The following is a 23,760-nucleotide window of genomic DNA, read 5'->3' as shown; positions in this document are numbered from 1 at the left end:
TTGAAAATTTTAATAGAAAAATAATTAATATTTTTTAGAATATTTGTATTGACTCTTACTTTTCGGAGTTTTATAATAAGACTTAATTAAACGACAATTAAATCGATACACTCTTATCCAGAGAGGTGGAGGGACTGGCCCTATGATACCTCAGCAACGGGTTTTTTAATACCGTGCTAACTCCAGCAAGCTTATATATAAGCTTGGAAGATGAGAAGATGTGAATGAGTATATAAGTGCTCTTCTTCTTATCTTTTATTACGGATAAGAAGGAGAGCACTTTTTATTTTACCTCAAGGCTCTGCTTCAAGTTGTTACAGCACATAGGAGGGAAAAAAATGATTTCTTTTGAAAATGTAAGCAAAGTATATGAATCAGGTGGGAAAACAGTTCATGCTGTTGAGGGCGTAACATTATCTGTTGAAAAGGGTGAAATTTTTGGCATCATTGGTTTTAGTGGAGCTGGAAAAAGTACACTGTTACGTTTAGTAAATATGTTAGAACGACCAACAGCAGGAACGATTTCAATAGATGATAAAGACATTACGTCGTTAACAACAAAAGAATTACGAAAGTTAAGACAACGAATCGGAATGATTTTTCAAAGCTTTAATTTATTCAATTCAAGAACAGTGTTTGGAAATATTGCTTATCCATTGAAATTAGCAAAATTACCAAAGGGTGAGATAAAAGAAAGAGTAAATGAGCTGTTGAAGTTTGTTGGATTAGAGGATAAAGCAAACTACTATCCAGAGCAATTATCGGGTGGTCAGAAACAACGCGTTGGGATTGCAAGAGCACTTGCTACATCACCGGATATTCTCATTTGTGATGAAGCAACGTCTGCACTGGATCCTGAAACAACAACAGAAATTTTGAATCTATTAAAAAAGGTGAACCGAGAATATAATTTAACAATCCTTCTCATTACACATGAAATGCAGGTTGTGAAAGAAATTTGTCACCGCGTAGCCGTTATGGAAAAAGGAAAGGTGATTGAAGAAGGAAAACTATTTGATGTCTTTACGAAACCGAAAACAAAAACGACACAAAATTTTGTTCGCTCCGTTGTTAACGATCACTTACCAGAAAGTATTCTAGCGAAAATTCAAAATGGTGGACAGATTTACCGTTTAACTTTTACCGGTGAAGAGACAGGTCAGCCGTTATTATCGTATATCGCTAAAAATTATAACGTAGATGTAAATGTGCTCTATGGAAATATTATTGAGCTGCAAGGTGTTTTATTTGGAAATCTTCTCGTTGAACTACAAGGTGCGCAGAAAGAAATTCAAAAGGCGTTGCAACATCTAAGACTGCAAGTAGTACTGAAGGAGGTTGAAGGTCATGCGAGTTGATTGGAGTGTATTTTGGCCCCGCATTTTAGATGCAACAGGGGATACCCTCTTAATGGTAATTGTAACCCTTATATTCGCTATAATACTTGGTATACCTCTAGGTTTACTGCTATATGTAACGAGAAAAGGAAACTTTTTAGAAAATAAACTGGTCTTTTCTATTCTTAATATTATTATTAATACGATTCGCCCGGTTCCATTTATTATCTTTTTAGTAGCTTTAAGTCCTTTAACACGTACGATTATTGGGACAACAATTGGGACAGCGGCAGCAATCTTCCCAATGACACTGGTTGCTTCAATTGGAATTGCAAGAATGGTTGAAACGAATCTTGTTTCAGTGCCAAAGGGAGTAATTGAAGCAGCACAAGCGATGGGGGCATCGCCACTAAGAATTGTGTTTGAAATTCTCGTTCCAGAAGCGCTAGCACCATTAATTTTAGGGGTTACGTTTATGACAGTTGGTTTAATTGAATTTTCGGCAGTTGCTGGTCTTGTTGGCGGTGGCGGTCTTGGTGATTTAGCAATGACATATGGTTATCAACGTTTTGATACATCCGTTATGTTCGTTACAGTGGTATTACTTATTATTCTTGTACAAATTGCACAAAACTTAGGAAACTATTTTGCTAAAGTATTTCTACGTAGATCATAAAAAGGAAAAGAGGGAAAGAAAATGAAAAAGATATTAGCGTTTGCATTATCGGCGATTGTAGGAATTACGGCTTTAAGTGGATGCTCAGATGCAGGAGCAAAAGAGAAAGTAGTTCGCGTTGGTGTAACAGGAACGGATGGAGACGCGTGGGGAATTTTACAAAAGAAAGCCGAAAAAGAGGGTATTAAGATTAAACTTGTGGAGTTTTCTGATTATACAACACCAAATAAAGCATTAGCTGATGGAGATATAGAATTGAACTCCTTCCAACACATTGCCTTCTTAGAGCAATTTAAAAAGGAACATAAACTAGATATTACAGCTGTTGGTACAACACAAATTGCACCAATGGGATTATTCTCTGAAAAGTATAAAAAACCAAATGATATTCCAGATGGTTCAGAAATTGCAATTCCTAATGATCCAACGAACCAAGCTCGTGCATTGAAACTTCTTGATGCAGCTGGATTATTGAAATTGAAAAAAGACTTTGGTCTATTCGGTGATCCAAGTGGTGTTGCTGAAAATCCGAAAAAGTTAAAAATTACACCGGTAATTGCACAGCAAACGCCGCGTGTATTAAAAGATGTAGCAGCTTCTGTTATTAATAACGGTGTTGCGGGTCAAGCTGGTTTAAATCCAGCGAAGGATCCTATCTTCTTAGAGGATCCAAAAAATGAAAATGCGAAGCCGTATATTAATATCTTTGCAGCTCGTACGAAAGATAAAAATGATCCAACAATCAAAAAAGTGATTGAATTGTACCATTCTCAAGAAGTAATTGAAGCAGTTAAGAAAGAAACAAAAGATGGTGCTATTTCAGTAGATCTTTCACTTGAAGAGCTTGAGAAAATCGTAAAATAACAATTGGGTTTAATGAACTAACAGTAGGAACCCCTCCGCTGTTAGCTCGTTCAACATATATCATACCTAACAGACGATACCCTAATTTTGTACCTTCCAATTCTGTATAATAAAAATTCAATGTCTGTTAGGTAGAGTAAAAGACCAGGAGTTTCCTGGTCTTTTTATTTGGTTAAGAAACATAGAGAATTCAAATCATTGTATTGTTATAGTTATTCAATCGTAATGCTTTTTAAGGTAACTTCTGTAGGCTGTTTTTCTTCTTGTATAAAAGCGGAAAGCTCTTCTTGCAAAATATGAATCATCTTTTTAGCTTGCTGCCTCATAGGAGTAGGTAGTTCATTGATGATATACATCCCGACCTTTAATTTTGTTTGAATGACTGTTCTTAGCAAATCTTCACGCATGAACAACACCTCCAAATCGAATATTTAGCACATCTCCTTCAAATTTTGCCCCCCGAATGGATAAATGCATTAACGTTTTAGGTAACGTAATGTTCCGTTTGACAGAACCAGCACGAATGATAAGTTCATCACCTTTTTGGTTTAGAGATAACTCTTTTTTATCAGAGAACGGAATAGAGAGAACAAAAATATATTCATCGCCATCTTTTGTTACATATTGTGTACGACCGTTAAATTTTACTGCAGTTGGTTCTAGATCGTCTTTAAATAAAGCATTTCCTACACGCTCTAACATCGGTAAACCGACTACTTCTTGTTCAAACATTGGAGCTTCATAAATAGGGAGTGGTTGAAAGCTATCTTGGATGAGTGTTTTATATTTTTTTTGCGCATCTTTCCATGCTTGAAAGTAAGAATCTGTGACAGTATCAGGAATGACACGATTAATCATGATGGCATCCACGTTATAATCGTATAAATTTAAATAGGTAAAACTGCGCTGTGCTTCTTTAATGACCATTTTTTCTGGATTTACAACAACGCGAATACTTGTTACTTCACGGTTTGATAAAATATCACGCATTTCTCCTAGTTGTTCAAGTGTGTTTGTTAATTCATTCATAATATCATCAGTAGGAAGTGGAACACCTAGCAGTGGTTGTGCAACAGGACGGACAACTTTCAAAATCTTTCTTTTAATAGGAAATAGTTTCTCCATCCACCAGCCGAGCATATCAGGGAAACTTAACATGGCAAGTGTTTCTCCTGTTGGTGCACAGTCAATGATAATGACGTCATATGTGTTTTGTTTATAGTAATCGAGTACACGGAGTAAACTAATTAAGTCTTCCATACCAGGAAACATTGTTAATTCCTCTGTTGTAATATCGTCAGCTGCTTTTGATGTGAACAGTAATGTAATATATTTTTGTAATTTGTCCCAACCTTTTTCCATTTCATAAATTGTATTGATTTCTTGGGCCCATAAATTTCCGCGGATTTCTTGTGGTTCAGAAGATAGTTTTATGCCGAGTGAATCCCCTAAGCTATGAGCTGGATCTGTGCTCATGACTAATGTTTTTAACCCTTGTTTTGCACTTTGAAGTGCCGTTGCTGCTGAAATACTAGTTTTACCTACGCCGCCTTTACCTGTATACAAAATAATTCTCATCATTTATATCCTCCTTTGTTTCGGTTGCCGAATATTACGAGTGACGAAATAATGTTTTGAATAAAAACCCATAAAGGGTTTTATTCAATCGGGATGTTTTTCATCTTAGGTGTAGCAAGCTTTTCTTCAGGTTTTTGTTGTGACGTAGCGATATGGTTCATAATCTTTTGGAAGATTTGCAGTAAAAATGCTTTCTCTTCTTCTGATAATGCTTCCGTCACAAGGCTAAAGTAATGAGCAGCATTTTGTTTCACTTCTTGAACAAGCAGTATTCCTGTTTCTGTTAAGCGAATTAATACAATACGTCGATCACTCTCGTTACGATAGCGCTCGATATAGCCCTTTTTCACAAGACGATTAACGACACCTGTCGCTGTGCTCATTGGAATATCGAGAAGTTCGGTGATTTTCGTCATCGTAATATCTGTGTTTCGCTCCATCCATAACAGACAGAATACTTCAGTTTTAGAAAGTGATAAATCGAGGCTTACCCATTCTTCTGGATAGAAAAGCTTCTTGGCGTTATCTAGCAGTAAGTCTAAAAAATGTTCATATTGCAACAAGTATTTCCACTCCTGTATATTTCGAGGTTCGTAATATTTATTTTTATTGTATGTTGGGTCGAAATAAATGTCAAATGTTTTTGGTTTTTCTGTCTCTTTATATAAAGAATTTTATATGTTAAAGTAATGCAAAAGAAAGGGATATTTTGCATGACATTTCATAGTGAGTTGATTCAATTCAATGGAAAGTTCTTAATTAATAGAAGTACAAGTAATATGAAAAGTTTATTCTTCATAAGAGTCAAGATAAGTTTAAGAAAAAGGAGAGAGCCGTGGTGCTCTCCTTTTTCTAATAACAGACTGAAATATAACATTCAAAGAGGGGGGATGATATATTATGTTAGCGGGAGGTAAACAAAAAATGTAGTCCCTTCCCCAACTTTACTCTTTACGGATACCATTCCACCATGTGCATGAACAATGGTTTGGGTAATAGAGAGGCCTAGACCAGCTCCACCGTACTGCCTTGCTCGAGAACTATCTATTCGATAAAAACGGTTAAATACATAGGGGAGATTCTCTGTTTCTATACCGGAACCATTATCCTGAACTGAAAATTCTACTTGATTGTTCTCGGCCATTAAAGAGATTGTTATTTTTCCCCTAACAGGGTCAGTATGTTGAACTGCATTGTGAAATAAGTTTAAGATCACTTGCTTGATTTTATCGGTGTCATAATCCCCTTTTATACCTTCTGTTAGATCGTATGCTATCTTTCGGTTTCCTCCCAAAACGCTTAATTGCGGCTCCATCTGTCGAATAAGTTTAGTAATATTGGTTTCCGATAAATGTAGTCCGGGTTCGCGGTCCATTTTTGCAAGAAATAATAAATCTTCTACTAGCTTGATAATGCGCTTCGATTCGCCATGCATACTATTTAAAGCATTATAGAGCTGTTCAGGACGATCTGCTGCACCTCGTAATAACACTTCTAAGAAACCATGAATTGATGTAAGTGGTGTTCTTAGTTCATGAGAAGCGTCGGCGATAAAACGCCTCATTTGTTCTTTTGTTTCCCTTTCATACTCAAAGGATGCCTCCAATCGTTCCAGCATACCGTTATACGTTTCTGATAAACGATCAATTTCCTCTTGCCCTTGGTGTGTAGGCAAACGCTCAGCAAGATTACCTGCATTTGTATTCTTCACTGCGTTCACAATGTTAGAAAGGGGTACAAGTGTTTTTTTCAGAACTGGTAAATATAGTACTAAGCCGGCAATTAGGGCAAGCCCCGAGAGGACAATAAACGTGAGTAGCTGCTGAAATAGAACATCATGTAAAGGGCCAGTGTCGGTCCCTATTTGAAGAATCGAATAAGGAACTTTATTTGAATTGCCATCTGGATCAGCAGGAGTACCTCTAATTGGTCTGAACACTATTAACTGTTCTGTTCCTTCCTTATTACGTACTACTCTATATTTGATTTGCTTGTGATTTGAGAATTGTTCTAATATTTTTGCATAATCTTCGTTTGGCAGCTTTGGAGAGGACATTCCAGTGCTCCTTGCTAGATCTTCATAACTACCATTTTTCCCGATAACTGCGAGTGAAATATCTTGTGAAAACAAGAATTTTGGTCGGTTAGGTTCAGGATGGTTTTCTACTTTATTTTGTGAATCAAAGGGAAGTAAATCTATTTCTGGCGGTAAAGACATCATCTTTGCTCTTAATGTTTCAGCTTCGTTGTTATATAGAAAGTCTTTCATCACCCAATATTGTAAAAGACCAATACTAAGAAGAATAAGAGATAAAATAAATAGTGTTCGCGTTAAAAGTTGACGACGCAGAGAGTGGGGCAAAAACACTCTTTTAATAAAAGAAATAATGGGCGTAATCATGGAAGATCCACACGGTAACCCGCTCCCCTAATAGTACGAATGAGTCGATGTTCCTTATCTTTTAATTTCTCTCGGAGTGAGCGGATGTATACTTCCACAATATTTTCGTCTCCTTGAAAATCATAGCCCCATACCTTATCAAGTATCATTCCTTTGCTCAATACAATTCCATGGTTGATTACAATATATTTAAGAAGCTCATATTCCGTTGGGGAAAGTTCTAAAACTTTACCGTTAAATAGTAATTCTTTCCTACGATCATCCACTTTAAATGGACCGTAAATTACCTCTCCGAATAGATTCGGAAATTGATTGCGAAGACGAGCATGGATACGAGCAAGTAATTCATCGAAACTGAATGGCTTTATGACATAGTCATCTGCTCCTAACGTTAGGCCCTTAACTCGATCATCCACTTCATCTTTTGCGGTGAGCATGATCACAGAAGTGTGAGAGCCACTTTTTTTAATCATACGGCACACTTCAAATCCGTCGATGCCAGGCATCATTACATCTAAAATTGCTACATGTGGCTGGAATTCTTGTGCCAAGTTAATAGCGCTTATTCCATCAGCAGCTTTTTTTACCTCATATCCTTCGTTCATCAATCCTATCTCTAAAAATTGTAAAATGTGTGGTTCGTCGTCCACCAACAATATTTTAATTCCTTTAAGAGAACTCACCTTTTTAATACCTCCTGTACTGTAATTATTACTATTATCTACGATTATGCTGAAAATTTGCTGAAAGCAGTCTGAACTAGTGGTGAAATTTTTTCATTTCTTCTTATTTAATCCTTAATGTAAAGGTATTTTACGCATTCAGTAAACTTTCAGCTTATATTCAAGTTCATTTCAGCTTGAAGGATGATAATACAGTCATGGCCTAGTTCAAAATATAAAATGATTAAGGAGTTGTAATATCATGTTTTCAAGGTTAAAAAACCGATTAGATGTGCCTTTAATATTAATAGTCTTATTGGCAGCTTTTTTAAATGGATATAACATTTGGACCGATCAGTATGCAAATACTTATTACACCACTACAGTAGCAAGTATGTTGCAAAACCTCCATAATTTCTTTTTCGGTTCTCTCGATTCAGCGGGATCTGTAACAGTGGATAAACCACCTGTTACATTTTGGATACAAACAATAAGTGCTTATATCTTTGGTTTGCACGGTTGGAGTGTGATTCTTCCGCAGGCATTGGCTGGGGTGGGGTCAGTACTGCTCATTTATTTTTTGGTAAAACCATCTTTCGGCTTAGCAGCTGCAAGACTTGGGGCTTTAGCTTTTGCATGTACGCCAATTGCAGCGGCAGTGAGCCGAACAAATAATATTGATAGTATGCTCGTATTTACTCTTTTGCTAGCTACTTGGCTATTATTTAGAAGCGTGAAGCGTAGTAGCGTCTGGAGTCTCCTTGGTGCTTTTGCGGTAATAGGCTTGGCTTTCAATATGAAGATGTTACAGGCCTATATGGTACTTCCGGCTTTTTATGTCTTCTATGTTTGGGCTGCGAAAGTAAATTGGAAGAAAAAGATTGGTTTACTCTCTGGAGCAACAGCTATCATGCTTACTATTTCTCTTTCATGGGCAGTTATTGTGGATGCTATTCCTGAAGATAAGCGCCCGTATGTCGGTAGCAGTGAGACGAATTCGGTTCTAGAGTTAGCTTTTGGTTACAATGGACTTTCGCGTCTTACGGGAAATCAAGGAGGTAGCGGGAGAGCGCCCAGTGCAAATGATCAACAGCAACCACCTCAAGATAACAATGGGGTAATGACGAACGATGGCACTGAAAATGGAGTTGACTCGACAAATAGTGATGATGGTAGCCAAGGAGTTCAAACAGGAAAAGAAGGTGATGGAGGAGCGCCTAGTGTCAATAACCAATATCAATCGCCTCAAGATAACAATGAGGCGAAGACGAACGATGACATCGAAAATGGAGCTAATTCAACAAACGGCAATGATGATAGTCAAGGAGTTCAAGTAGGTAAAGGAGACGGACCGCCTGAAGGTAATAATGGTGGTCCGGGTGGCGGAGCAGGCGGCAATTTTGGAACTGGTGAGAAAGGTCTACTCCGTTTGTTCCAGTCTGAATTGTCTGGGCAGGCTAGTTGGCTTCTTCCATTTGTTGCTCTCGCTAGTGTTAGCTTATTGGCTGGTTTACGAAGAAACAATATAACGTTGAAGCATAAAGAAACAGTCTTCTGGCTCGTATGGTTAATTCCAGCAATGGCATTCTTCAGTATTGCAGGTTTCTTCCATCATTATTATCTGATTATGCTTGCAGCTCCTGCTGCAGCTCTGTTTGGTTCCGGTTGGACACAGCTTTTTGAGGATTACAAAAGCAATGCTGGTTGGAAATCTTGGCTATTGCCGGTAGCAGTTTTCGGAACGGCGGGATTCCAATGGTATATTATCCATCCTTATGATGATGTAATTGGGGTTGGTTGGTCTATTGGTATAGTGTCTGCAGGAGTAGTATTTGCTCTGATACTTGTTCTATTTAAGTATAGGAAGGTAAAGTTGTCTCTTGCGGCAAGTGTTGCAGGATTACTTATGCTGCTTATTGGACCTCTGTATTGGGCTGTCACGCCGATTACGTATGGTGGAAACAGTATGCTTCCGCAGGCGGGACCGGGTTCGGCAGATGGTAAAGGTAACATGGGTGGCTTTGCAGGAGGAGCGATGCCTACATTTAATGGACAAGGAGGACCTGGCGGCAGTGAAATTCCAACCGAAAGAGATCGTGATGATGAATCTGATACTCCATCAGAAGATCGTATGAAAGCTCGGGTGGCTAGTGGGCAACCTTCGGAAATGCCAAGAAACAAGCAAGGAGGAATGGATAGCGCGAGTTTAGATAGTAAAACATTGTCATACTTAGAGAAAAATAATACTGGTGAACAATATTTATTTGCTACAACTAGCTATCAAACTGCAGCTCCTTACATTATAGATAAAGGAGAATCCGTGATAACGATGGGTGGATTTTCTGGTTCTGATCCGGTTTATACCGTTGAGGAATTAAAAGAATTGGTATCAAGTGGGAAAGTGAAATACTTCCTCATTTCAGGTGAAGGAATTCGAAGCAGAAGTTCTGAAGTGACACAGTGGATTCAGGGAAATGGTGAGAAAATCCCATCTGAAGAATGGCAGACAACGCAAAACAGTGACAAGGAAAGCGTTAATATGGGTGGTCCTGGACGCTCAAATACTTTGTATAAAGTAACGTTGTAAAGGAGTGGAGCAAGAATGAGAAACGATATATGTTATTCAATTATAATTCCCATGTATAACGAAGAAGCTGTTATTGAAGAAACCTACCGGAGACTGAAAAAGGTCATGAAGGATACGAATGATACTTATGAATTACTGTTCATTAACGATGGAAGCCAGGACAAATGTGCTGATATTATAAAGGACTTTGCCAGATGCGATAAAGCAGTGAAGCTCATTGATTTTTCCCGAAACTTTGGTCATCAGATTGCAATCACAGCTGGCATGGAGTACGCGGAAGGGGATGCGGTTATTATCATTGATGCTGATTTACAGGATCCACCTGAATTGATTCTGCAAATGATTGAAAAATGGAAAGAAGGCTACGAAGTAGTCTATGCAAAACGAATAAAGCGTAAGGGAGAAACATGGTTTAAAAAGTGGTCAGCAAGCATGTTTTACCGTGTGCTTCGCGCTTCTACAGATATCGATATACCGGTGGATACGGGAGATTTTCGTCTTATGGATCGGAAAGTGTGTAAAGAAATGAAACGGATAACCGAGAATAATAGGTTTGTCCGAGGATTAGTCAGCTGGGTTGGATTCCGTCAAACATCAGTTGAATATGTTCGAGATGAAAGGCTGGCAGGTGAAACCAAATATCCTCTCAAGCGAATGATAAAGCTATGCTTGGATGGAATTCTTTCTTTCTCTTATAAGCCCTTGAAGTTGGCGATTTATTCCGGGTTACTTCTATCTGGATCAGGTTTCCTATACTTTATGTATGTTCTGTACCTTACTCTTTTTACTGAAGCAACTATGAAAGGTTGGCCTTCCATGATTAGTATTATGCTAATCTTTAACGGATTTATGCTATTTATGCTAGGGATTATCGGTGAATATATTGGGCGGATCTATGATGAAACAAAAGGAAGACCCTTATATATCATACGGGAATTCTATGGGGAACAGGCAAAAGAAAAGTCAACAACGAATCATGAGGTAGTTTATGAATAAAAGTTGGATACAAGCTTTGAAATTCTTGGCAGTGGGTTCGCTTAATACTGGTATCGATATAATGATTTTTACATTGCTGGTCATGGTAGGGGTACCGCTTTTACCGGCCCAGTGGATATCCTATAGTTGCGGCATAGTGAACAGCTACTTGCTTAACAGACAATGGACATTCCAGCAAAAAAGAAAACAAGTTGAAAAAGAACCGATAAAATTTGTGTGCGTTAATCTTTTAAGTCTTGTTCTAGTATCTCTGATACTAAATGGAATGCATGAGCTTTGGGAGCAGTCTTTGACTGTTTCTAAAGTGACTGCAACGTTGATTGGTAGCTTGATAAATTTCATAGGAAGCCGGTACTGGGTATTCCGTATTTCCCACAATAAAGAAGTGAAACCTAATGAAAATTAAAAAAATAGTAATTTCGGCAGCCGGGCTAGGTACATGTTTTCTGCCAGCGACAAAAGCGTAGCCAAAAGAGATGTAGCTAATTATAGATAAACCTGCCATTCAATTTTTCATCAAATCGTAAATGGCTATTCAAGTTTCTCTAGGTCAAATTAAAGAGAGTACACTACATTTACAAGTGAAAAACAATTTCATTAGCAATTTATATATATATCCATAGAACGGAGAACAGGAAAAATGAAAAAAACAATCATAGCTTTATCTTTAAGTCTAGCACTAACTACTGGGGGGCTCATCCTCTGGTAGTGAAGTAATTGTAAAAACGGATGCTGGGAATATTACAAAAGATGACTTATATGAGGTGCTAAAAACATCGAACGGAGCAACAGTGCTAGAAAGTTTAATTAAAGAAAAATTATTGAGTACAAAATATAAAATTTCCAATGAAGAATTAAATAAAGCGTTCAATGAAATAAAATCTCAGTATGGGTCAGATGATGAATTTGAATTAGCATTGACTAGTAATGGATATGCTGATACAGCTGATTTTAAAGAACAATTGGAGCTAAGCTTGCTTCAAGAAAAGGCTACTACGGAAGGAATCAAGACGTCTGAGAAAAAGCTAAAAGCTTATTATAATGAAAATAAGACGAACTATGAATATGTGACAGCATCTCATATTTTGGTTAGTACGGAAGAAGAAGCAACTGCAATCAAACAACAGTTGGATGATGGAGCTGATTTTGCTAAGCTGGCAAAGGAAAAATCCACAGATACAACTTCTGCTGAAAAAGGCGGTGCCCTTGGTGAATTTACGCATGATGAAATGGTAGCTGATTTTGCAGACGTTGCATTTAAGCAACAAGAGGATACAATCAGTAATCCAGTGAAAACGGATTATGGTTACCATATTATCAAGGTTACTAAACACAAACAAAAGAACTATAACGATATCAAAGAACAAGTGAAGAAGGACTATTTAAGTGCTAATGCTAAATCGATTGATGATGTAATTGAAAAACTTAAAAAAAGTAAAAATATAGAAATAATGGATAAGGATTTAAAGAAACAACTATCTGGGGATGAATCATAATGTCTGAGTTTTGCTACAAAATACCTCCCTTTTAGGAGGTGATAAAGGAGAGTTTCCTATTCCGCTAGATAGAAAGTTTTTTTTGCATTATATAACGCTAAGTTTAAAAACGTTAATATTCCAACAACCCACGAGTATTTTGGCATTTTTTTAAATTGGTTTTTATTCTATGTTTAGTTGAAATAAATGTAAAATAATTATCTTTTTATTTTTTCGGATTATACAAAAAATACGCTTTATAATAGAAAATGTGTGTGATAGAGTAATAAATAGATAAGAATATCTTACATAAAAATCCATAATAGTAATATACTTATCTATAATAGGTGTGCAGCTAACAAGGGGGAGAACAATGAGGAGAAGAAATACCCAAGCGTTCACATTTTTAGCATGGACTTCGTTTGTTTGTGCGCTTTCTGGTATGTTAATTGGCATTTATACATTAGATGAAACGCTTAGTGTAAAAGGATACTATTTAATAGGTACATTATTTTTAACGATGTCATGTTTTGTATTGCAAAAAACAATTCGTGATAATGAAGAAGATAACGAACGTTTACCAAAAAAAGAACCGATTGATAAACAATAAAAGGAAAAGAAAGGCGGAAGCCTTTCTTTTTTATGTAAAAATGCTGTAAGTGCCGTGTGTTGACTTGCTTGAAGTACTGAAAATTTGGTATCATCAATAGTATTGTAGATTGAACGATATATTATGGAGGTGGCCTAGCCGTGTCAAGAATTTCCGTTGAAAATGTAAAGCATGTAGCGCATTTAGCACGTCTTGCAATTACAGATCAAGAAGCAGAAAAATTTCAAAAACAACTCGATGCAATTGTTACATTTGCAGAGCAGTTAAATGAATTAGATACAACAAATGTAAAGCCTACAACTCACGTATTAGATATGAAAAATATTATGCGTGAAGATGTACCAGAAAAAGGTTTACCAGTTGAAGAAGTATTAAAAAATGCACCGGATCACAAAGATAATCAAATCCGTGTTCCAGCAGTATTAGAATAGAGGAGGGGAATTTCGATGCCATTATTTGATCATTCCGTATCAGAGTTACATAAGAAATTAAACAACAAAGAAATTTCCGTTACGGATTTAGTAGAAGAGTCATACAAGCGTATTGCGGATGTTGAAGATAACGTAAAAGCTTTTCTTACATTAGATGAGGAAAACGCACGTGCGAAAGCGAAAGAATTAGATGCGAAGATTGGTGCTGAAGATAACGGTTTACTATTCGGTATGCCAATTGGTGTGAAAGATAACATTGTAACAAACGGTCTTCGTACAACTTGTGCGAGCAAGATGTTAGCAAACTTCGATCCAATTTATGATGCGACAGTTGTGAAAAAGCTAAAAGCTGCTGACACAATTACAATCGGTAAATTAAACATGGACGAGTTTGCAATGGGTTCTTCCAATGAAAACTCTGGTTTCTATGATACGAAAAACCCATGGAATTTAGATTATGTTCCGGGTGGATCTAGTGGTGGCTCTGCAGCAGCAGTAGCGGCAGGAGAAGTACTATTCTCTTTAGGATCTGATACAGGTGGTTCTATCCGTCAACCAGCTGCATATTGCGGCGTTGTTGGTTTGAAACCAACTTACGGACGTGTATCTCGCTTTGGTTTAGTTGCATTTGCATCTTCTCTTGACCAAATCGGACCGATTACACGTACAGTAGAAGACAATGCATACTTATTACAAGCTATTTCAGGTGTTGACCGCATGGATACAACTTCTGCAAATGTTGAAGTAGGTAATTACTTAGCTGGTTTAACAGGCGATGTAAAAGGTTTACGCATTGCTGTGCCAAAAGAATACTTAGGCGAAGGTGTTGGCGAAGAAGCTCGTGAGTCAGTACTAGCTGCGTTAAAAGTATTAGAAGGCATGGGAGCAACTTGGGAGGAAGTATCTCTTCCACACTCTAAATACGCTCTAGCAACGTATTACTTATTATCTTCTTCTGAAGCATCTGCTAACCTTTCACGCTTTGATGGCGTACGCTATGGCGTTCGCTCTGACAATGTGAATAACTTATTAGACCTTTATAAGAACACGCGTAGCGAAGGTTTCGGTGATGAAGTAAAACGTCGTATTATGCTTGGTACATTTGCGCTTAGTTCTGGTTACTATGACGCATATTACAAAAAAGCACAACAAGTACGTACATTAATTAAAAATGACTTTGATAATGTATTTGCTAATTACGATGTTATTATTGGACCAACAACGCCAACTCCAGCATTCAAAGTAGGCGAAAAAGTAGACGATCCAATGACAATGTACGCAAACGATATTTTAACAATTCCAGTAAACTTAGCAGGTGTTCCAGCAATTTCTATTCCATGTGGATTCGGTGCAGGCAACATGCCACTTGGTTTACAAATTATTGGTAAACACTTCGATGAAGCTACAATTTACCGCGTTGCACATGCATTTGAGCAAGCAACAGATTATCATACAAAAAAAGCAAGTCTGTAAGGAGGCGAGCATAGATGAATTTAGAAACAATTATCGGTTTAGAGGTTCACGTTGAGTTAAAAACAAATTCGAAAATTTTCTCTGCGAGTCCAACAGAATTCGGAGCGGATCCAAATACACAAACAAGTGTAATTGACTTAGGATATCCTGGGGTGCTTCCAACTCTAAATAAAGAAGCAGTTAACTTTGCAATGAAAGCTGCAATGGCATTAAACTGTGAAATCGCAACAGAAACAAAGTTTGACCGTAAAAACTATTTCTATCCAGATAATCCGAAAGCATACCAAATTTCTCAATATGATAAGCCAATTGGGGAAAACGGTTGGATTGAAATTGAAGTAGACGGCAAAAAGAAACGCATCGGTATTACACGTCTTCACTTAGAAGAAGATGCAGGTAAATCAACGCATACAAGTGAAGGTTACTCATTAGTGGACTATAATCGTCAAGGTATGCCATTAATTGAGATCGTATCTGAGCCAGATATGCGTACACCAGAAGAAGCGTATGCATACTTAGAAAAATTAAAATCTATCATTCAATATACAGGCGTATCTGACTGTAAGATGGAAGAGGGTTCTCTTCGCTGTGATGCAAACATTTCCCTTCGTCCAGTTGGACAAGAGAAATTTGGTACTAAAGCGGAGTTGAAAAACTTAAACTCATTTGCTTACGTGCAAAAAGGTCTTGAGCATGAGCAAGTACGCCAAGAAAAAGAATTATTATCTGGTGGTATCATTCAACAAGAAACACGCCGTTATGATGAAGCAACAAAGAAAACAATCTTAATGCGTGTAAAAGAAGGATCTGACGACTACCGTTACTTCCCGGAGCCAGACTTAGTTGAACTTTACATCGATGATGAGTGGAAAGAGCGCATTCGTACTTCTATCCCAGAGCTTCCAGATGCTCGTAAAGTACGTTATGTTGAAGAGCTTGGCTTACCAGCTTATGATGCACACGTATTAACGTTAACAAAAGAGATGTCTGATTTCTTTGAAGCAACAGTTGCAGACGGTGCAGATGCGAAATTAACATCAAACTGGTTAATGGGTGAAGTACTTGCATACTTAAACAAACAACAAAAAGAATTAAAAGACGTAGCATTAACGCCAGCTGGTCTATCTAAAATGGTTCAATTAATTGAAAAAGGTACAATTTCGTCTAAGATTGCGAAAAAAGTATTTAACGAATTAATTGAAAAAGGTGGAGACCCAGAAGAAATCGTTAAAGCAAAAGGTCTTGTTCAAATTTCTGACGAAGGCACACTTCGTAAGATCGTAACAGAAATTCTTGATAATAATGAACAATCTATTGAAGACTTTAAAAACGGTAAAGACCGTGCAATTGGCTTCTTAGTTGGTCAAATTATGAAAGCAACAAAAGGACAAGCCAACCCACCACTTGTTAACAAAATCTTGCTTGAAGAAATCAACAAGCGATAATAAAGAAAAGCGAAGCCGACTGTTTAGGCCTGATGGCTAAGGGTCTTTCACACAGAAAGTGATTTTTACTTTCTTGTGTGGAAGGTTCTTAGACGTGAAGGGCTAGGAGGTAGAGCTAGATAATAAAGAAAAGCGGAGGTGGCTCGATTAGAACAGGAAGGCGTTAGAGCTTTCGACAGAGAAGCGCTTTTTGCTTCGTCGGAGGAGGCGAAAAGACTGACTGTTCTAGCCACTGGAGCTGGATAAAACAGCTATCAAATAATAAAGATTAAACAGAGAAAGCACCCATATTTGGGTGTTTTTTCTGAGTTAATCAAACGTTTGTTTAAATTGAGGAATTCTTTAAACAAACGTTTGATTAACTGGCAAATGTGAGAAAATGTTTGTATAGCAACTATGGTATGATAGTTGCAAAAAGGTGGGAATAATGATAAATCTAGACATAGAGAGTTTTTTCATCTCGTGAAATAATTGATAATTGCTAACTACTATTTTTTATGAAAGAAACAGAAAGTAATATGAAGAATGAAATGATATACATTTCTTAGCTGGATAAAGCAAAACTTTTATTGGTGGATTTTTTCTTATATCTCTGCTGATGGAAAGCTATATGAATCCGGGTTCTTACTTGTCCTTTTAGATGGGATAAAAGAAGGATATGGAGATGAGAGGAGGTAGGCATAGGAACGCTGAAGAAAGGTTCGGTATATTCTTTTTCTATGAATGATGAATGAGGATTTTCCTGTGCTAATGAATGATGAAGCGAGCGAGAATAATTTATAACCCTACTTCTGGTCGTGAGTTATTTAAAAAGAGTTTACCAGAAGTACTGCAAAAATTAGAACAAGCTGGATATGAAACATCTTGTCATGCGACAACTGGTCCTGGAGATGCGACTGTAGCCGCGAGGCAAGCTGCGGATCGTGAGTTTGATGTTGTCATCGCAGCAGGTGGCGATGGGACGTTAAATGAAGTGGTAAATGGTTTAGTAGGACATGAACATCGTCCGAAGTTCGGTATCATTCCTGTTGGAACGACAAATGATTTTGCACGTGCAATCGGTGTGCCTCGTTCTATTGAAGAGGCGGCAGAGATTATTTGTGAGGGTAAGACTGTTCCGCTAGACCTTGGTAGAGCGAACGATACATATTTTATTAACATTGCTGGTGGCGGACGTATTACAGAATTAACATATGAAGTGCCAAGTAAGCTGAAAACAGTACTTGGACAACTTGCGTATTATTTAAAAGGTATTGAAATGCTACCATCATTACATCCAACGTATGTTGAAATTGAGTATGATGGAAAGTTAATGCAAGAAGAGATTACGATGTTTTTAATAACAAATACATGCTCTGTAGGTGGATTTGAGAAGGTTGCTCCGTATGCGTCTATTAATGATGGTTTATTTGATTTACTAGTGCTGAAAAAAGGTTCGATTGCTGATTTAATTAAAGCGGCAACACAAGCGCAGCGCGGTGAACATATTAATAACCCAAAAGTTTTATATACACAAGCGAATCGTATTAAGGTTCATTCACCTGATAAACTAATGATTAATCTTGATGGTGAATATGGTGGAGACGCACCGATGGAATTTGAAAATATATATCATTGTCTGGAACTATTTGTTCCAGAACATAAAGAGGATGTCCTATAAGGCATCCTTTTTTGCTAATTGTAAATTGGAAGTTAGTTTGATTTTCATGGTATTTTTACAATTCGTTCATCTTACATCCATATTTTCTTGCTACACTGAATGGAAGAAGAACCGAAAGGTAGGATGTTATGGAGAAGGTAAAAGCGATATTATTTGATAAAGATGGGACATTAATGGATTTTCATTCAATTTGGATAAAAGTAGCGGAAGAGCTTGTAGCTGAACTTGTAGAACTATATCATTTACCACAATCGTTACAATTAACTCTTTTGAAAGAAATTGGTGTTGAGGGTACGTTCGTTCATCCGCGTAGTGCATTAGCGTCTGGAACCAGTCTTGATGTGGCACAAGCCTTGTGCAAATATATATCATCTGTTAAAGAGTCTGATATGCATCATTGGGTAAGTGAGAAGTTATTTACTCTTATGTACGAACATCGTTCACATATGAGAATGACAGCAGATTTGCCGAAAGTTTTACAAACATTGAAAGATAAGGGGTTCATTTTAGGAGTTGTGACAGCTGATGATTTTGCACCAACAGAATTGTTTTTAAAGCAATATCAATTAGAGAGTTTTTTTGACTGTATTGTAGCTTCAGATACATTTCCAGCGCAAAAACCTGATAAACAAATTGTAGAAGCGTTTTGCGAGAAGTTTAGTTTGGATTCATCGGAAGTAGCGGTGGTTGGAGATACACCAACTGATTTACATTTAGCAAAAAATAGTGGTGATTGTTATGCGATTGGAGTTCTTTCTGGGACGGGAGATCGTCAAACATTGGCCCCCCTTGCCGACCTTGTAATAGATTCTGTAGGTGATTTTATTTCGAGCTCTGGTGAGTTTATCTGGGAACAAGAGAAGTCAAATATATAAATAAAATAAGTCTATAAAGACTTGGTATGAGTCTTCGTAGACTTATTTTTTATGGGAAAATACTGAGAAGAGTAGAAGATCACCGCATTTATAAGTTGGCATACAACTTGCAATATAGAAAAAAGAAATAGCATAAAAAGGATGGGAGAAACGATGAATACAAAATTTGCTAAAGTAAATGAACAAATTCCAGGGCCAAAAGCAGCTTCTTTGCTAGAACGCCGTCAAAATATTGTGCCACGGGGCGTTAGTAATGGTATTTCAACATTCGTACAGTCAGCCGATGGTGCGCTTGTGACAGATGTAGATGGAAATCAATTTATCGATTTTGCAGGAGCAATTGGAACGATTAACGTTGGACATTGTCATCCTGCTGTGAAAGAAGCGATTCATAAACAAGTAGACCAATATATCCATACTGGTTTTAATGTCATGATGTATGAGCCGTATATTGAATTAGCAGAGAAGCTTGCTGCGTTAGCGCCTGGAAGTTTTGAGAAACAAGTACTATTTTTAAATAGCGGTGCTGAAGCAGTTGAAAATGCTGTGAAAATTGCCCGTAAATATACGAAACGACCTGGTATTATTGCATTTTCAAAAGGATTTCATGGTCGGACATTGATGACTATGACAATGACTAGTAAAGTAAAACCTTATAAATTTGGATTCGGTCCATTTGCCTCGGAAGTATATAAAGCACCATTTCCATATGAATACCGTCGTCCAGAAGGGTTAACAGAAGAACAATACGATAACTTTATGATTGAAGAATTTAAGAGCTTTTTAATATCAGAAGTTGCCCCGGAAACCATAGCAGCGGTTGTCATGGAGCCTGTTCAAGGTGAAGGTGGTTTTATTGTTCCAAGCAAAACATTTGTACAGGAAGTACGCCGTCTTTGTTCTGAACATGGCATTTTGTTCGTAGCTGACGAAATTCAAACTGGCTTTAGCCGTACTGGAAAATATTTTGCAATTGATCATTATGATGTAGTTCCAGATTTAATTACTGTTTCAAAATCATTAGGAGCAGGAGTACCAATTAGCGGTGTTATTGGCCGAAAAGAAATTATGAATGAATCAGCCCCAGGAGAATTAGGTGGAACATATGCTGGAAGCCCATTAGGATGTGCTGCAGCGTTAGCTGTTCTTGATGTAATAGAAAAAGAAAAATTAAATGATCGAGCTGTCCATATAGGAAAAGTCGTAATGAATCGATTTGAAGAGATGAAAAACAAATATAACTGTATTGGTGATGTGCGTGGTTTAGGAGCAATGTGTGCATTTGAACTTGTTAAAGATCGTACAAAAAAAGATCCTGATAAAGCATTAACAGCAGATTTATGTGCAGAAGCAAATAAGCGTGGATTACTCTTATTATCTGCGGGAACATACGGGAATGTAGTTCGCGTATTAATGCCACTAGTGATTACGGATGAACAATTAGAGGAGGGACTTGCGATTATTGAAGATTCTCTGCAAGCTTGTTATGAGCAAGCGGATATAGCTCGTGTGTAAATAATAGAATATAAATTGAAAAACCAAAATAAAACCTTGCTTTTTAGGTGGTAGAGAGAATCCGTTCATGGATAGAAGCGGTCAGGGCTTTTTTTAGCCCCATGCAAAGTTAAAACAAAGAGAGAAAACGAGTGCAAGTCACCTTTTCTCCTTCACAGCAGCGACTTATATGTTGGAAAATAAAAATGGATATATATATAACATATTTGTAACCATTCTAGTTTACTTCATTAAAAATACAGAAAATTCCCTTAAGTTATCATTTCAATTTATAATGAAATGTAAGTAAAGGAGTTTAATTTGGGGAGTGGCTGAAATGGTTGCAGAAAAGGAACGAGCATTCATGGATTTAAAAGATGTATTTGAATATGCATTTGATGAGATTTTTGTTACGGATGAGAAAGGGACGGTTGTCCGTGTAAATAGTACATGCGAAAGACACTATCAGTTATCTGCTGAAGAACTCGTTGGTAAGCATGTAAAAGAGTTACAAAAAGAAGGAGTTTTTTATCCGTCTGCAACGCTGGAAGTAATTGAGAAGAAAAAACCAATAGAACTTGTTCAAACAACAAAATCTGGAGAATATTTGCATGTTCGTACAAGACCTGTGTTTGATGAACAAGGAAATTTACGAAGAGTGATAAGTTATTCACGTGATCTCACTGAACTCTATCAATTACGAAAAAAGGTAGAGGAGATGGATAATCAGTTAAAGACATATAAAAAAGAGTTAAGAGAAACGTATGAACATGAAGGGCTTATTTTTAAAAGTGTAGCTATGCAGAAAATAGTCGTAACAATCAAAAAAGTTTCCGCGGTAGATAGTACTGTTCTTATTTTAGGTGAGACTGGGGTTGGGAAAAGTAGATTAGTACGTCATTTGCATGAAGTGAGTCATCGTAAAAATGAAATGTTTTATGAAATTAATTGTGCGGCATTACCGACCAATCTAATTGAATCAGAACTGTTTGGCTATTCAGGTGGTTCATTTACAGGTGCAAATCGTGAAGGGAAAAAAGGGATTTTAGAGCTAGCTCATAAGGGTACTCTTTTCTTAGATGAGATTGGCGAAATGCCACTTGAAATTCAAGCGAAACTCCTGCAAGTATTACAGGAAAAAACATTTCGCCCAGTAGGGGGAAGAGACCTTAAAAAGGTAGATGTTCGTATTGTAGCTGCGACGAATAGAGATTTAGCTGAAATGGTGAAACAAGGAACATTCCGAAAAGACTTATATTATCGTTTAAATGTAATTCCTATTCAGATTCCACCGCTTCGGGAAAGAACAGAAGATATTTTACCTTTAGTCTATTATTACTTACACCACTTTAATGAAAAGTATGGGCGAGATGTAAAATTGGCTCCTAGTACGTTGCAAATGTTCACGGGATATCCTTGGGAAGGGAATAATAGAGAAATAGAAAATGTGATTGAAAGAATTGTAATTACTGCAGATGATATTGTGACAATAGAAGATTTACCATTATCTATGCAGAAATCAACAGTTGAACAATCAGGGCAAAGCCTCTACAAAATGCTGGAAGAGGTAGAAAAGAATATTATTCTTAAAGCGTATAAAACATATGGATCTAGTTACAAAGTAGCAGAGTTTTTGAAAATAAGCCAATCTGCAGCAACTAGGAAAATTAATAAATTTATAAAGGAGGAAGAAAGTAGTGGATAAAAAAGCGACGTATGTTAACTTAAATCAAAAGGCGATGTATATAAATGGGGAATGGGTGCAACTACAGGACAAAATTGAAATTAATAATCCAGCAACGCAGGAAGTATTTGCGACTGTTCCCAAGGGCGGGATTACTGAGGCAAAGCAAGCGGTAGATGCTGCGCACGAGGCTTTTAAATCATGGTCAAAGTTAACTGCGGCTGACCGTGCACAAAAGCTGAAAAAGTGGTTTGTATTAATTGATGAAAATAAAGAAGAGATTGCAGCAATTATGACAAAAGAACAAGGAAAGCCATTTGCAGAAGCACTTGGTGAAGTAAACTATGCAAATAGTTTTGTAGAATGGTATGCGGAAGAAGGAAAGCGAATATATGGTGAGATGATTCCAGCTTCTCACCCAGATAAACGAATTTTAGTGACGAAACAGCCAGTTGGAGTAATTGCAGCTATTACACCATGGAATTTTCCAGCTGCCATGATTACAAGAAAAGTAGCACCAGCACTTGCAGCAGGTTGTACAGCAGTTGTGAAGCCGGCAAGCCAAACGCCGCTAACAGCATTGAAATTAGCTGAGCTAGCACATGAGGCTGATATTCCAAAAGGTGTTTTAAACATTGTAACAGGTAGTGCAAAGGCAATCGCTGACACGTGGATGGCTGATGGGCGTGTAAGAAAGGTTTCATTTACAGGATCGACTGAAATTGGAAAAGAATTAATGTGCAGTGCTGCGCAAACAATGAAAAAAGTTTCGCTTGAACTAGGAGGGCATGCTCCATTTATTGTGATGAACGATGCAGATTTAGAAAAAGCTGTAGAAGCAGTAATTGGTTCGAAATTCCGTAATGCCGGTCAAACATGTATATGTACAAATCGAGTATTTGTACAAGAGGCGGTGTATGGAGAGTTTGTCGAGAAGTTTCAAAAAGCAGTTGCTGGGCTCAAGGTAGGGGATGGATTTGGAGAAGGTACGACTGTAGGGCCGCTTATTGATAGCGTAGCTGTAGAGAAAGTACAAGAGCATATTGAAGATGCAATCCAAAAAGGCGGGGAAGTCTTGTACGGAGGTCAAAAAATTACAGAATTAAATGGTCATTTTATGGAGCCAACTGTAATTGGAGGAGCAAATGATACAATGTTATGCATGAATGAGGAGACATTCGGGCCAGTTGCACCTGTTGCAAAATTTGAAACTGTAGAAGAAGTAATTGAACGTGCAAATCATACACCATATGGTTTAGCGGCATATGTATTTACAAAAGACATTAGCCGGGCATTTCAAATTAGTGAAGCATTAGAATATGGAATTATTGGCTTAAATGATGGACTTCCATCAGTTGCACAAGCGCCATTTGGTGGATATAAAGAAAGTGGGATTGGCCGTGAAGGCGGCCACTTTGGAATTGAGGAATATTTAGAAATTAAATATATTTCATTAGGATTATAATAAAGGGAATCTTGTTTAGAAGAAAATAAAAATAGTATACTAAAATC

The 23,760-nt window shown here is 37.3% G+C and carries 21 protein-coding genes, 1 pseudogene and 1 riboswitch; of the genes and pseudogenes, 17 read left to right on the top strand and 5 right to left on the bottom strand.

Annotation, left to right across the window (positions count from 1 at the left end):
- The first annotated feature begins 110 nt into the window (after positions 1 to 110).
- Positions 111 to 217, top strand: a riboswitch (SAM riboswitch).
- Positions 218 to 338: 121 nt separating this feature from the next.
- The 3 genes from AZF08_RS06345 to AZF08_RS06335 are packed head-to-tail and all read left to right on the top strand — an operon-like array spanning position 339 to position 2,877.
- Positions 339 to 1,358: a methionine ABC transporter ATP-binding protein gene (locus AZF08_RS06345; protein ID WP_033674526.1), complete on the top strand. Its 1,020-nt coding sequence runs from the start codon at positions 339 to 341 to the stop codon at positions 1,356 to 1,358.
- Entirely contained in the window at positions 1,348 to 2,013 is a 666-nt protein-coding gene (locus AZF08_RS06340; protein WP_033674525.1) for a methionine ABC transporter permease, read from the top strand. Before AZF08_RS06345 ends, AZF08_RS06340 begins: the two co-directional genes overlap by 11 nt.
- A gap of 21 nt (positions 2,014 to 2,034) precedes the next feature.
- Positions 2,035 to 2,877 carry a MetQ/NlpA family ABC transporter substrate-binding protein gene (locus AZF08_RS06335; RefSeq protein ID WP_033674523.1) on the top strand — a complete coding sequence of 281 codons (843 nt, stop codon included), beginning with the start codon at positions 2,035 to 2,037 and terminating at the stop codon, positions 2,875 to 2,877.
- A 212-nt stretch (positions 2,878 to 3,089) separates the two neighbouring features.
- On the opposite strand, the gene AZF08_RS06330 is transcribed toward AZF08_RS06335, so the two are convergent.
- The 5 genes from AZF08_RS06330 to AZF08_RS06310 form a co-directional block, all read right to left on the bottom strand.
- A complete protein-coding gene (locus AZF08_RS06330; protein WP_033674522.1) occupies positions 3,090 to 3,284 on the bottom strand; it encodes a DUF3926 domain-containing protein in 195 nt (64 codons plus the stop codon).
- Entirely contained in the window at positions 3,277 to 4,458 is a 1,182-nt protein-coding gene (locus AZF08_RS06325) for an ArsA family ATPase (protein WP_200875216.1), read from the bottom strand. The genes AZF08_RS06330 and AZF08_RS06325 overlap by 8 nt, the downstream gene beginning before the upstream one ends.
- 77 nt (positions 4,459 to 4,535) lie before the next feature.
- Positions 4,536 to 5,018 (bottom strand): MarR family winged helix-turn-helix transcriptional regulator, encoded by a 483-nt coding sequence (locus tag AZF08_RS06320; RefSeq protein WP_033674521.1) that lies wholly within the window; start codon positions 5,016 to 5,018, stop codon positions 4,536 to 4,538.
- A 335-nt stretch (positions 5,019 to 5,353) separates the two neighbouring features.
- Positions 5,354 to 6,856: a sensor histidine kinase gene (locus AZF08_RS06315; RefSeq protein WP_033674520.1), complete on the bottom strand. Its 1,503-nt coding sequence runs from the start codon at positions 6,854 to 6,856 to the stop codon at positions 5,354 to 5,356.
- Positions 6,853 to 7,539: a response regulator transcription factor gene (locus tag AZF08_RS06310; RefSeq protein ID WP_200875215.1), complete on the bottom strand. Its 687-nt coding sequence runs from the start codon at positions 7,537 to 7,539 to the stop codon at positions 6,853 to 6,855. Before AZF08_RS06310 ends, AZF08_RS06315 begins: the two co-directional genes overlap by 4 nt.
- A gap of 241 nt (positions 7,540 to 7,780) precedes the next feature.
- Between AZF08_RS06310 and AZF08_RS06305 the strand changes: the two genes are divergently transcribed.
- The 14 genes and pseudogenes from AZF08_RS06305 (at position 7,781) to AZF08_RS06245 (ending at position 23,713) form a co-directional block, all read left to right on the top strand.
- The gene (locus AZF08_RS06305) at positions 7,781 to 10,105 is read left to right on the top strand and encodes a glycosyltransferase family 39 protein (RefSeq protein ID WP_033674518.1); all 2,325 of its coding nucleotides are present in this window, start codon (positions 7,781 to 7,783) and stop codon (positions 10,103 to 10,105) included.
- Between the two features lie 15 nt (positions 10,106 to 10,120).
- Positions 10,121 to 11,101: a glycosyltransferase family 2 protein gene (locus AZF08_RS06300; protein ID WP_033674517.1), complete on the top strand. Its 981-nt coding sequence runs from the start codon at positions 10,121 to 10,123 to the stop codon at positions 11,099 to 11,101.
- Positions 11,094 to 11,507 carry a GtrA family protein gene (locus AZF08_RS06295; protein ID WP_033674516.1) on the top strand — a complete coding sequence of 138 codons (414 nt, stop codon included), beginning with the start codon at positions 11,094 to 11,096 and terminating at the stop codon, positions 11,505 to 11,507. The genes AZF08_RS06300 and AZF08_RS06295 overlap by 8 nt, the downstream gene beginning before the upstream one ends.
- Positions 11,497 to 11,565, top strand: a pseudogene (locus tag AZF08_RS31125) (hypothetical protein); the annotation flags it as partial. The gene AZF08_RS06295 and the pseudogene AZF08_RS31125, both read left to right, overlap by 11 nt.
- 300 nt (positions 11,566 to 11,865) lie before the next feature.
- Entirely contained in the window at positions 11,866 to 12,597 is a 732-nt protein-coding gene (locus AZF08_RS06290) for a peptidylprolyl isomerase (RefSeq protein ID WP_051725735.1), read from the top strand.
- Positions 12,598 to 12,949: 352 nt separating this feature from the next.
- Entirely contained in the window at positions 12,950 to 13,186 is a 237-nt protein-coding gene (locus AZF08_RS06285; RefSeq protein ID WP_033674514.1) for a YiaA/YiaB family inner membrane protein, read from the top strand.
- A gap of 140 nt (positions 13,187 to 13,326) precedes the next feature.
- The gene (gene gatC, locus AZF08_RS06280; protein ID WP_017154187.1) at positions 13,327 to 13,617 is read left to right on the top strand and encodes an Asp-tRNA(Asn)/Glu-tRNA(Gln) amidotransferase subunit GatC; all 291 of its coding nucleotides are present in this window, start codon (positions 13,327 to 13,329) and stop codon (positions 13,615 to 13,617) included.
- A gap of 15 nt (positions 13,618 to 13,632) precedes the next feature.
- Positions 13,633 to 15,090 (top strand): Asp-tRNA(Asn)/Glu-tRNA(Gln) amidotransferase subunit GatA, encoded by a 1,458-nt coding sequence (gene gatA / locus AZF08_RS06275; RefSeq protein WP_033674513.1) that lies wholly within the window; start codon positions 13,633 to 13,635, stop codon positions 15,088 to 15,090.
- Positions 15,091 to 15,104: 14 nt separating this feature from the next.
- Positions 15,105 to 16,535, top strand: a complete 1,431-nt coding sequence (gatB, locus tag AZF08_RS06270) for an Asp-tRNA(Asn)/Glu-tRNA(Gln) amidotransferase subunit GatB (RefSeq protein WP_033674512.1) — start codon at positions 15,105 to 15,107, stop codon at positions 16,533 to 16,535.
- 754 nt (positions 16,536 to 17,289) lie between these two features.
- A complete protein-coding gene (locus AZF08_RS06265; protein WP_033674511.1) occupies positions 17,290 to 18,195 on the top strand; it encodes a diacylglycerol kinase in 906 nt (301 codons plus the stop codon).
- A 128-nt stretch (positions 18,196 to 18,323) separates the two neighbouring features.
- Positions 18,324 to 19,070, top strand: a complete 747-nt coding sequence (locus tag AZF08_RS06260; protein ID WP_033674510.1) for an HAD family hydrolase — start codon at positions 18,324 to 18,326, stop codon at positions 19,068 to 19,070.
- 153 nt (positions 19,071 to 19,223) lie between these two features.
- Entirely contained in the window at positions 19,224 to 20,585 is a 1,362-nt protein-coding gene (gene gabT / locus AZF08_RS06255; protein WP_033674509.1) for a 4-aminobutyrate--2-oxoglutarate transaminase, read from the top strand.
- Between the two features lie 316 nt (positions 20,586 to 20,901).
- Complete coding sequence (locus AZF08_RS06250; protein WP_033674508.1) at positions 20,902 to 22,269, top strand: sigma-54 interaction domain-containing protein; 1,368 nt, start codon at positions 20,902 to 20,904, stop codon at positions 22,267 to 22,269.
- Positions 22,262 to 23,713, top strand: a complete 1,452-nt coding sequence (locus tag AZF08_RS06245) for an NAD-dependent succinate-semialdehyde dehydrogenase (RefSeq protein WP_033674507.1) — start codon at positions 22,262 to 22,264, stop codon at positions 23,711 to 23,713. Before AZF08_RS06250 ends, AZF08_RS06245 begins: the two co-directional genes overlap by 8 nt.
- The last annotated feature ends 47 nt before the right edge of the window (positions 23,714 to 23,760 follow it).

The organism is Bacillus gaemokensis, assembly GCF_001590835.1.
In the GTDB taxonomy this organism is placed as follows: Bacteria; Bacillota; Bacilli; order Bacillales; family Bacillaceae_G; genus Bacillus_A; species Bacillus_A gaemokensis.
The sequence above is the reverse complement of the archived record's forward strand: the minus strand, read 5'-3'. Positions and strand labels throughout refer to the sequence as shown.

Coding starts and splice junctions, on each gene's coding strand:
- AZF08_RS06340 (WP_033674525.1), top strand. CDS start 1,348: ATGCGAGTTGATTGGAGTGTATTTTGGCCCCGCATTTTAGATGCAACA.
- AZF08_RS06345 (WP_033674526.1), top strand. CDS start 339: ATGATTTCTTTTGAAAATGTAAGCAAAGTATATGAATCAGGTGGGAAA.
- AZF08_RS06335 (WP_033674523.1), top strand. CDS start 2,035: ATGAAAAAGATATTAGCGTTTGCATTATCGGCGATTGTAGGAATTACG.
- AZF08_RS06250 (WP_033674508.1), top strand. CDS start 20,902: ATGGTTGCAGAAAAGGAACGAGCATTCATGGATTTAAAAGATGTATTT.
- gatA (WP_033674513.1), top strand. CDS start 13,633: ATGCCATTATTTGATCATTCCGTATCAGAGTTACATAAGAAATTAAAC.
- AZF08_RS06315 (WP_033674520.1), bottom strand. CDS start 6,856: ATGATTACGCCCATTATTTCTTTTATTAAAAGAGTGTTTTTGCCCCAC.
- AZF08_RS06300 (WP_033674517.1), top strand. CDS start 10,121: ATGAGAAACGATATATGTTATTCAATTATAATTCCCATGTATAACGAA.
- gatB (WP_033674512.1), top strand. CDS start 15,105: ATGAATTTAGAAACAATTATCGGTTTAGAGGTTCACGTTGAGTTAAAA.
- AZF08_RS06265 (WP_033674511.1), top strand. CDS start 17,290: ATGATGAAGCGAGCGAGAATAATTTATAACCCTACTTCTGGTCGTGAG.
- AZF08_RS06330 (WP_033674522.1), bottom strand. CDS start 3,284: ATGCGTGAAGATTTGCTAAGAACAGTCATTCAAACAAAATTAAAGGTC.
- AZF08_RS06305 (WP_033674518.1), top strand. CDS start 7,781: ATGTTTTCAAGGTTAAAAAACCGATTAGATGTGCCTTTAATATTAATA.
- AZF08_RS06295 (WP_033674516.1), top strand. CDS start 11,094: ATGAATAAAAGTTGGATACAAGCTTTGAAATTCTTGGCAGTGGGTTCG.
- AZF08_RS06260 (WP_033674510.1), top strand. CDS start 18,324: ATGGAGAAGGTAAAAGCGATATTATTTGATAAAGATGGGACATTAATG.
- AZF08_RS06325 (WP_200875216.1), bottom strand. CDS start 4,458: ATGATGAGAATTATTTTGTATACAGGTAAAGGCGGCGTAGGTAAAACT.
- AZF08_RS06285 (WP_033674514.1), top strand. CDS start 12,950: ATGAGGAGAAGAAATACCCAAGCGTTCACATTTTTAGCATGGACTTCG.
- gabT (WP_033674509.1), top strand. CDS start 19,224: ATGAATACAAAATTTGCTAAAGTAAATGAACAAATTCCAGGGCCAAAA.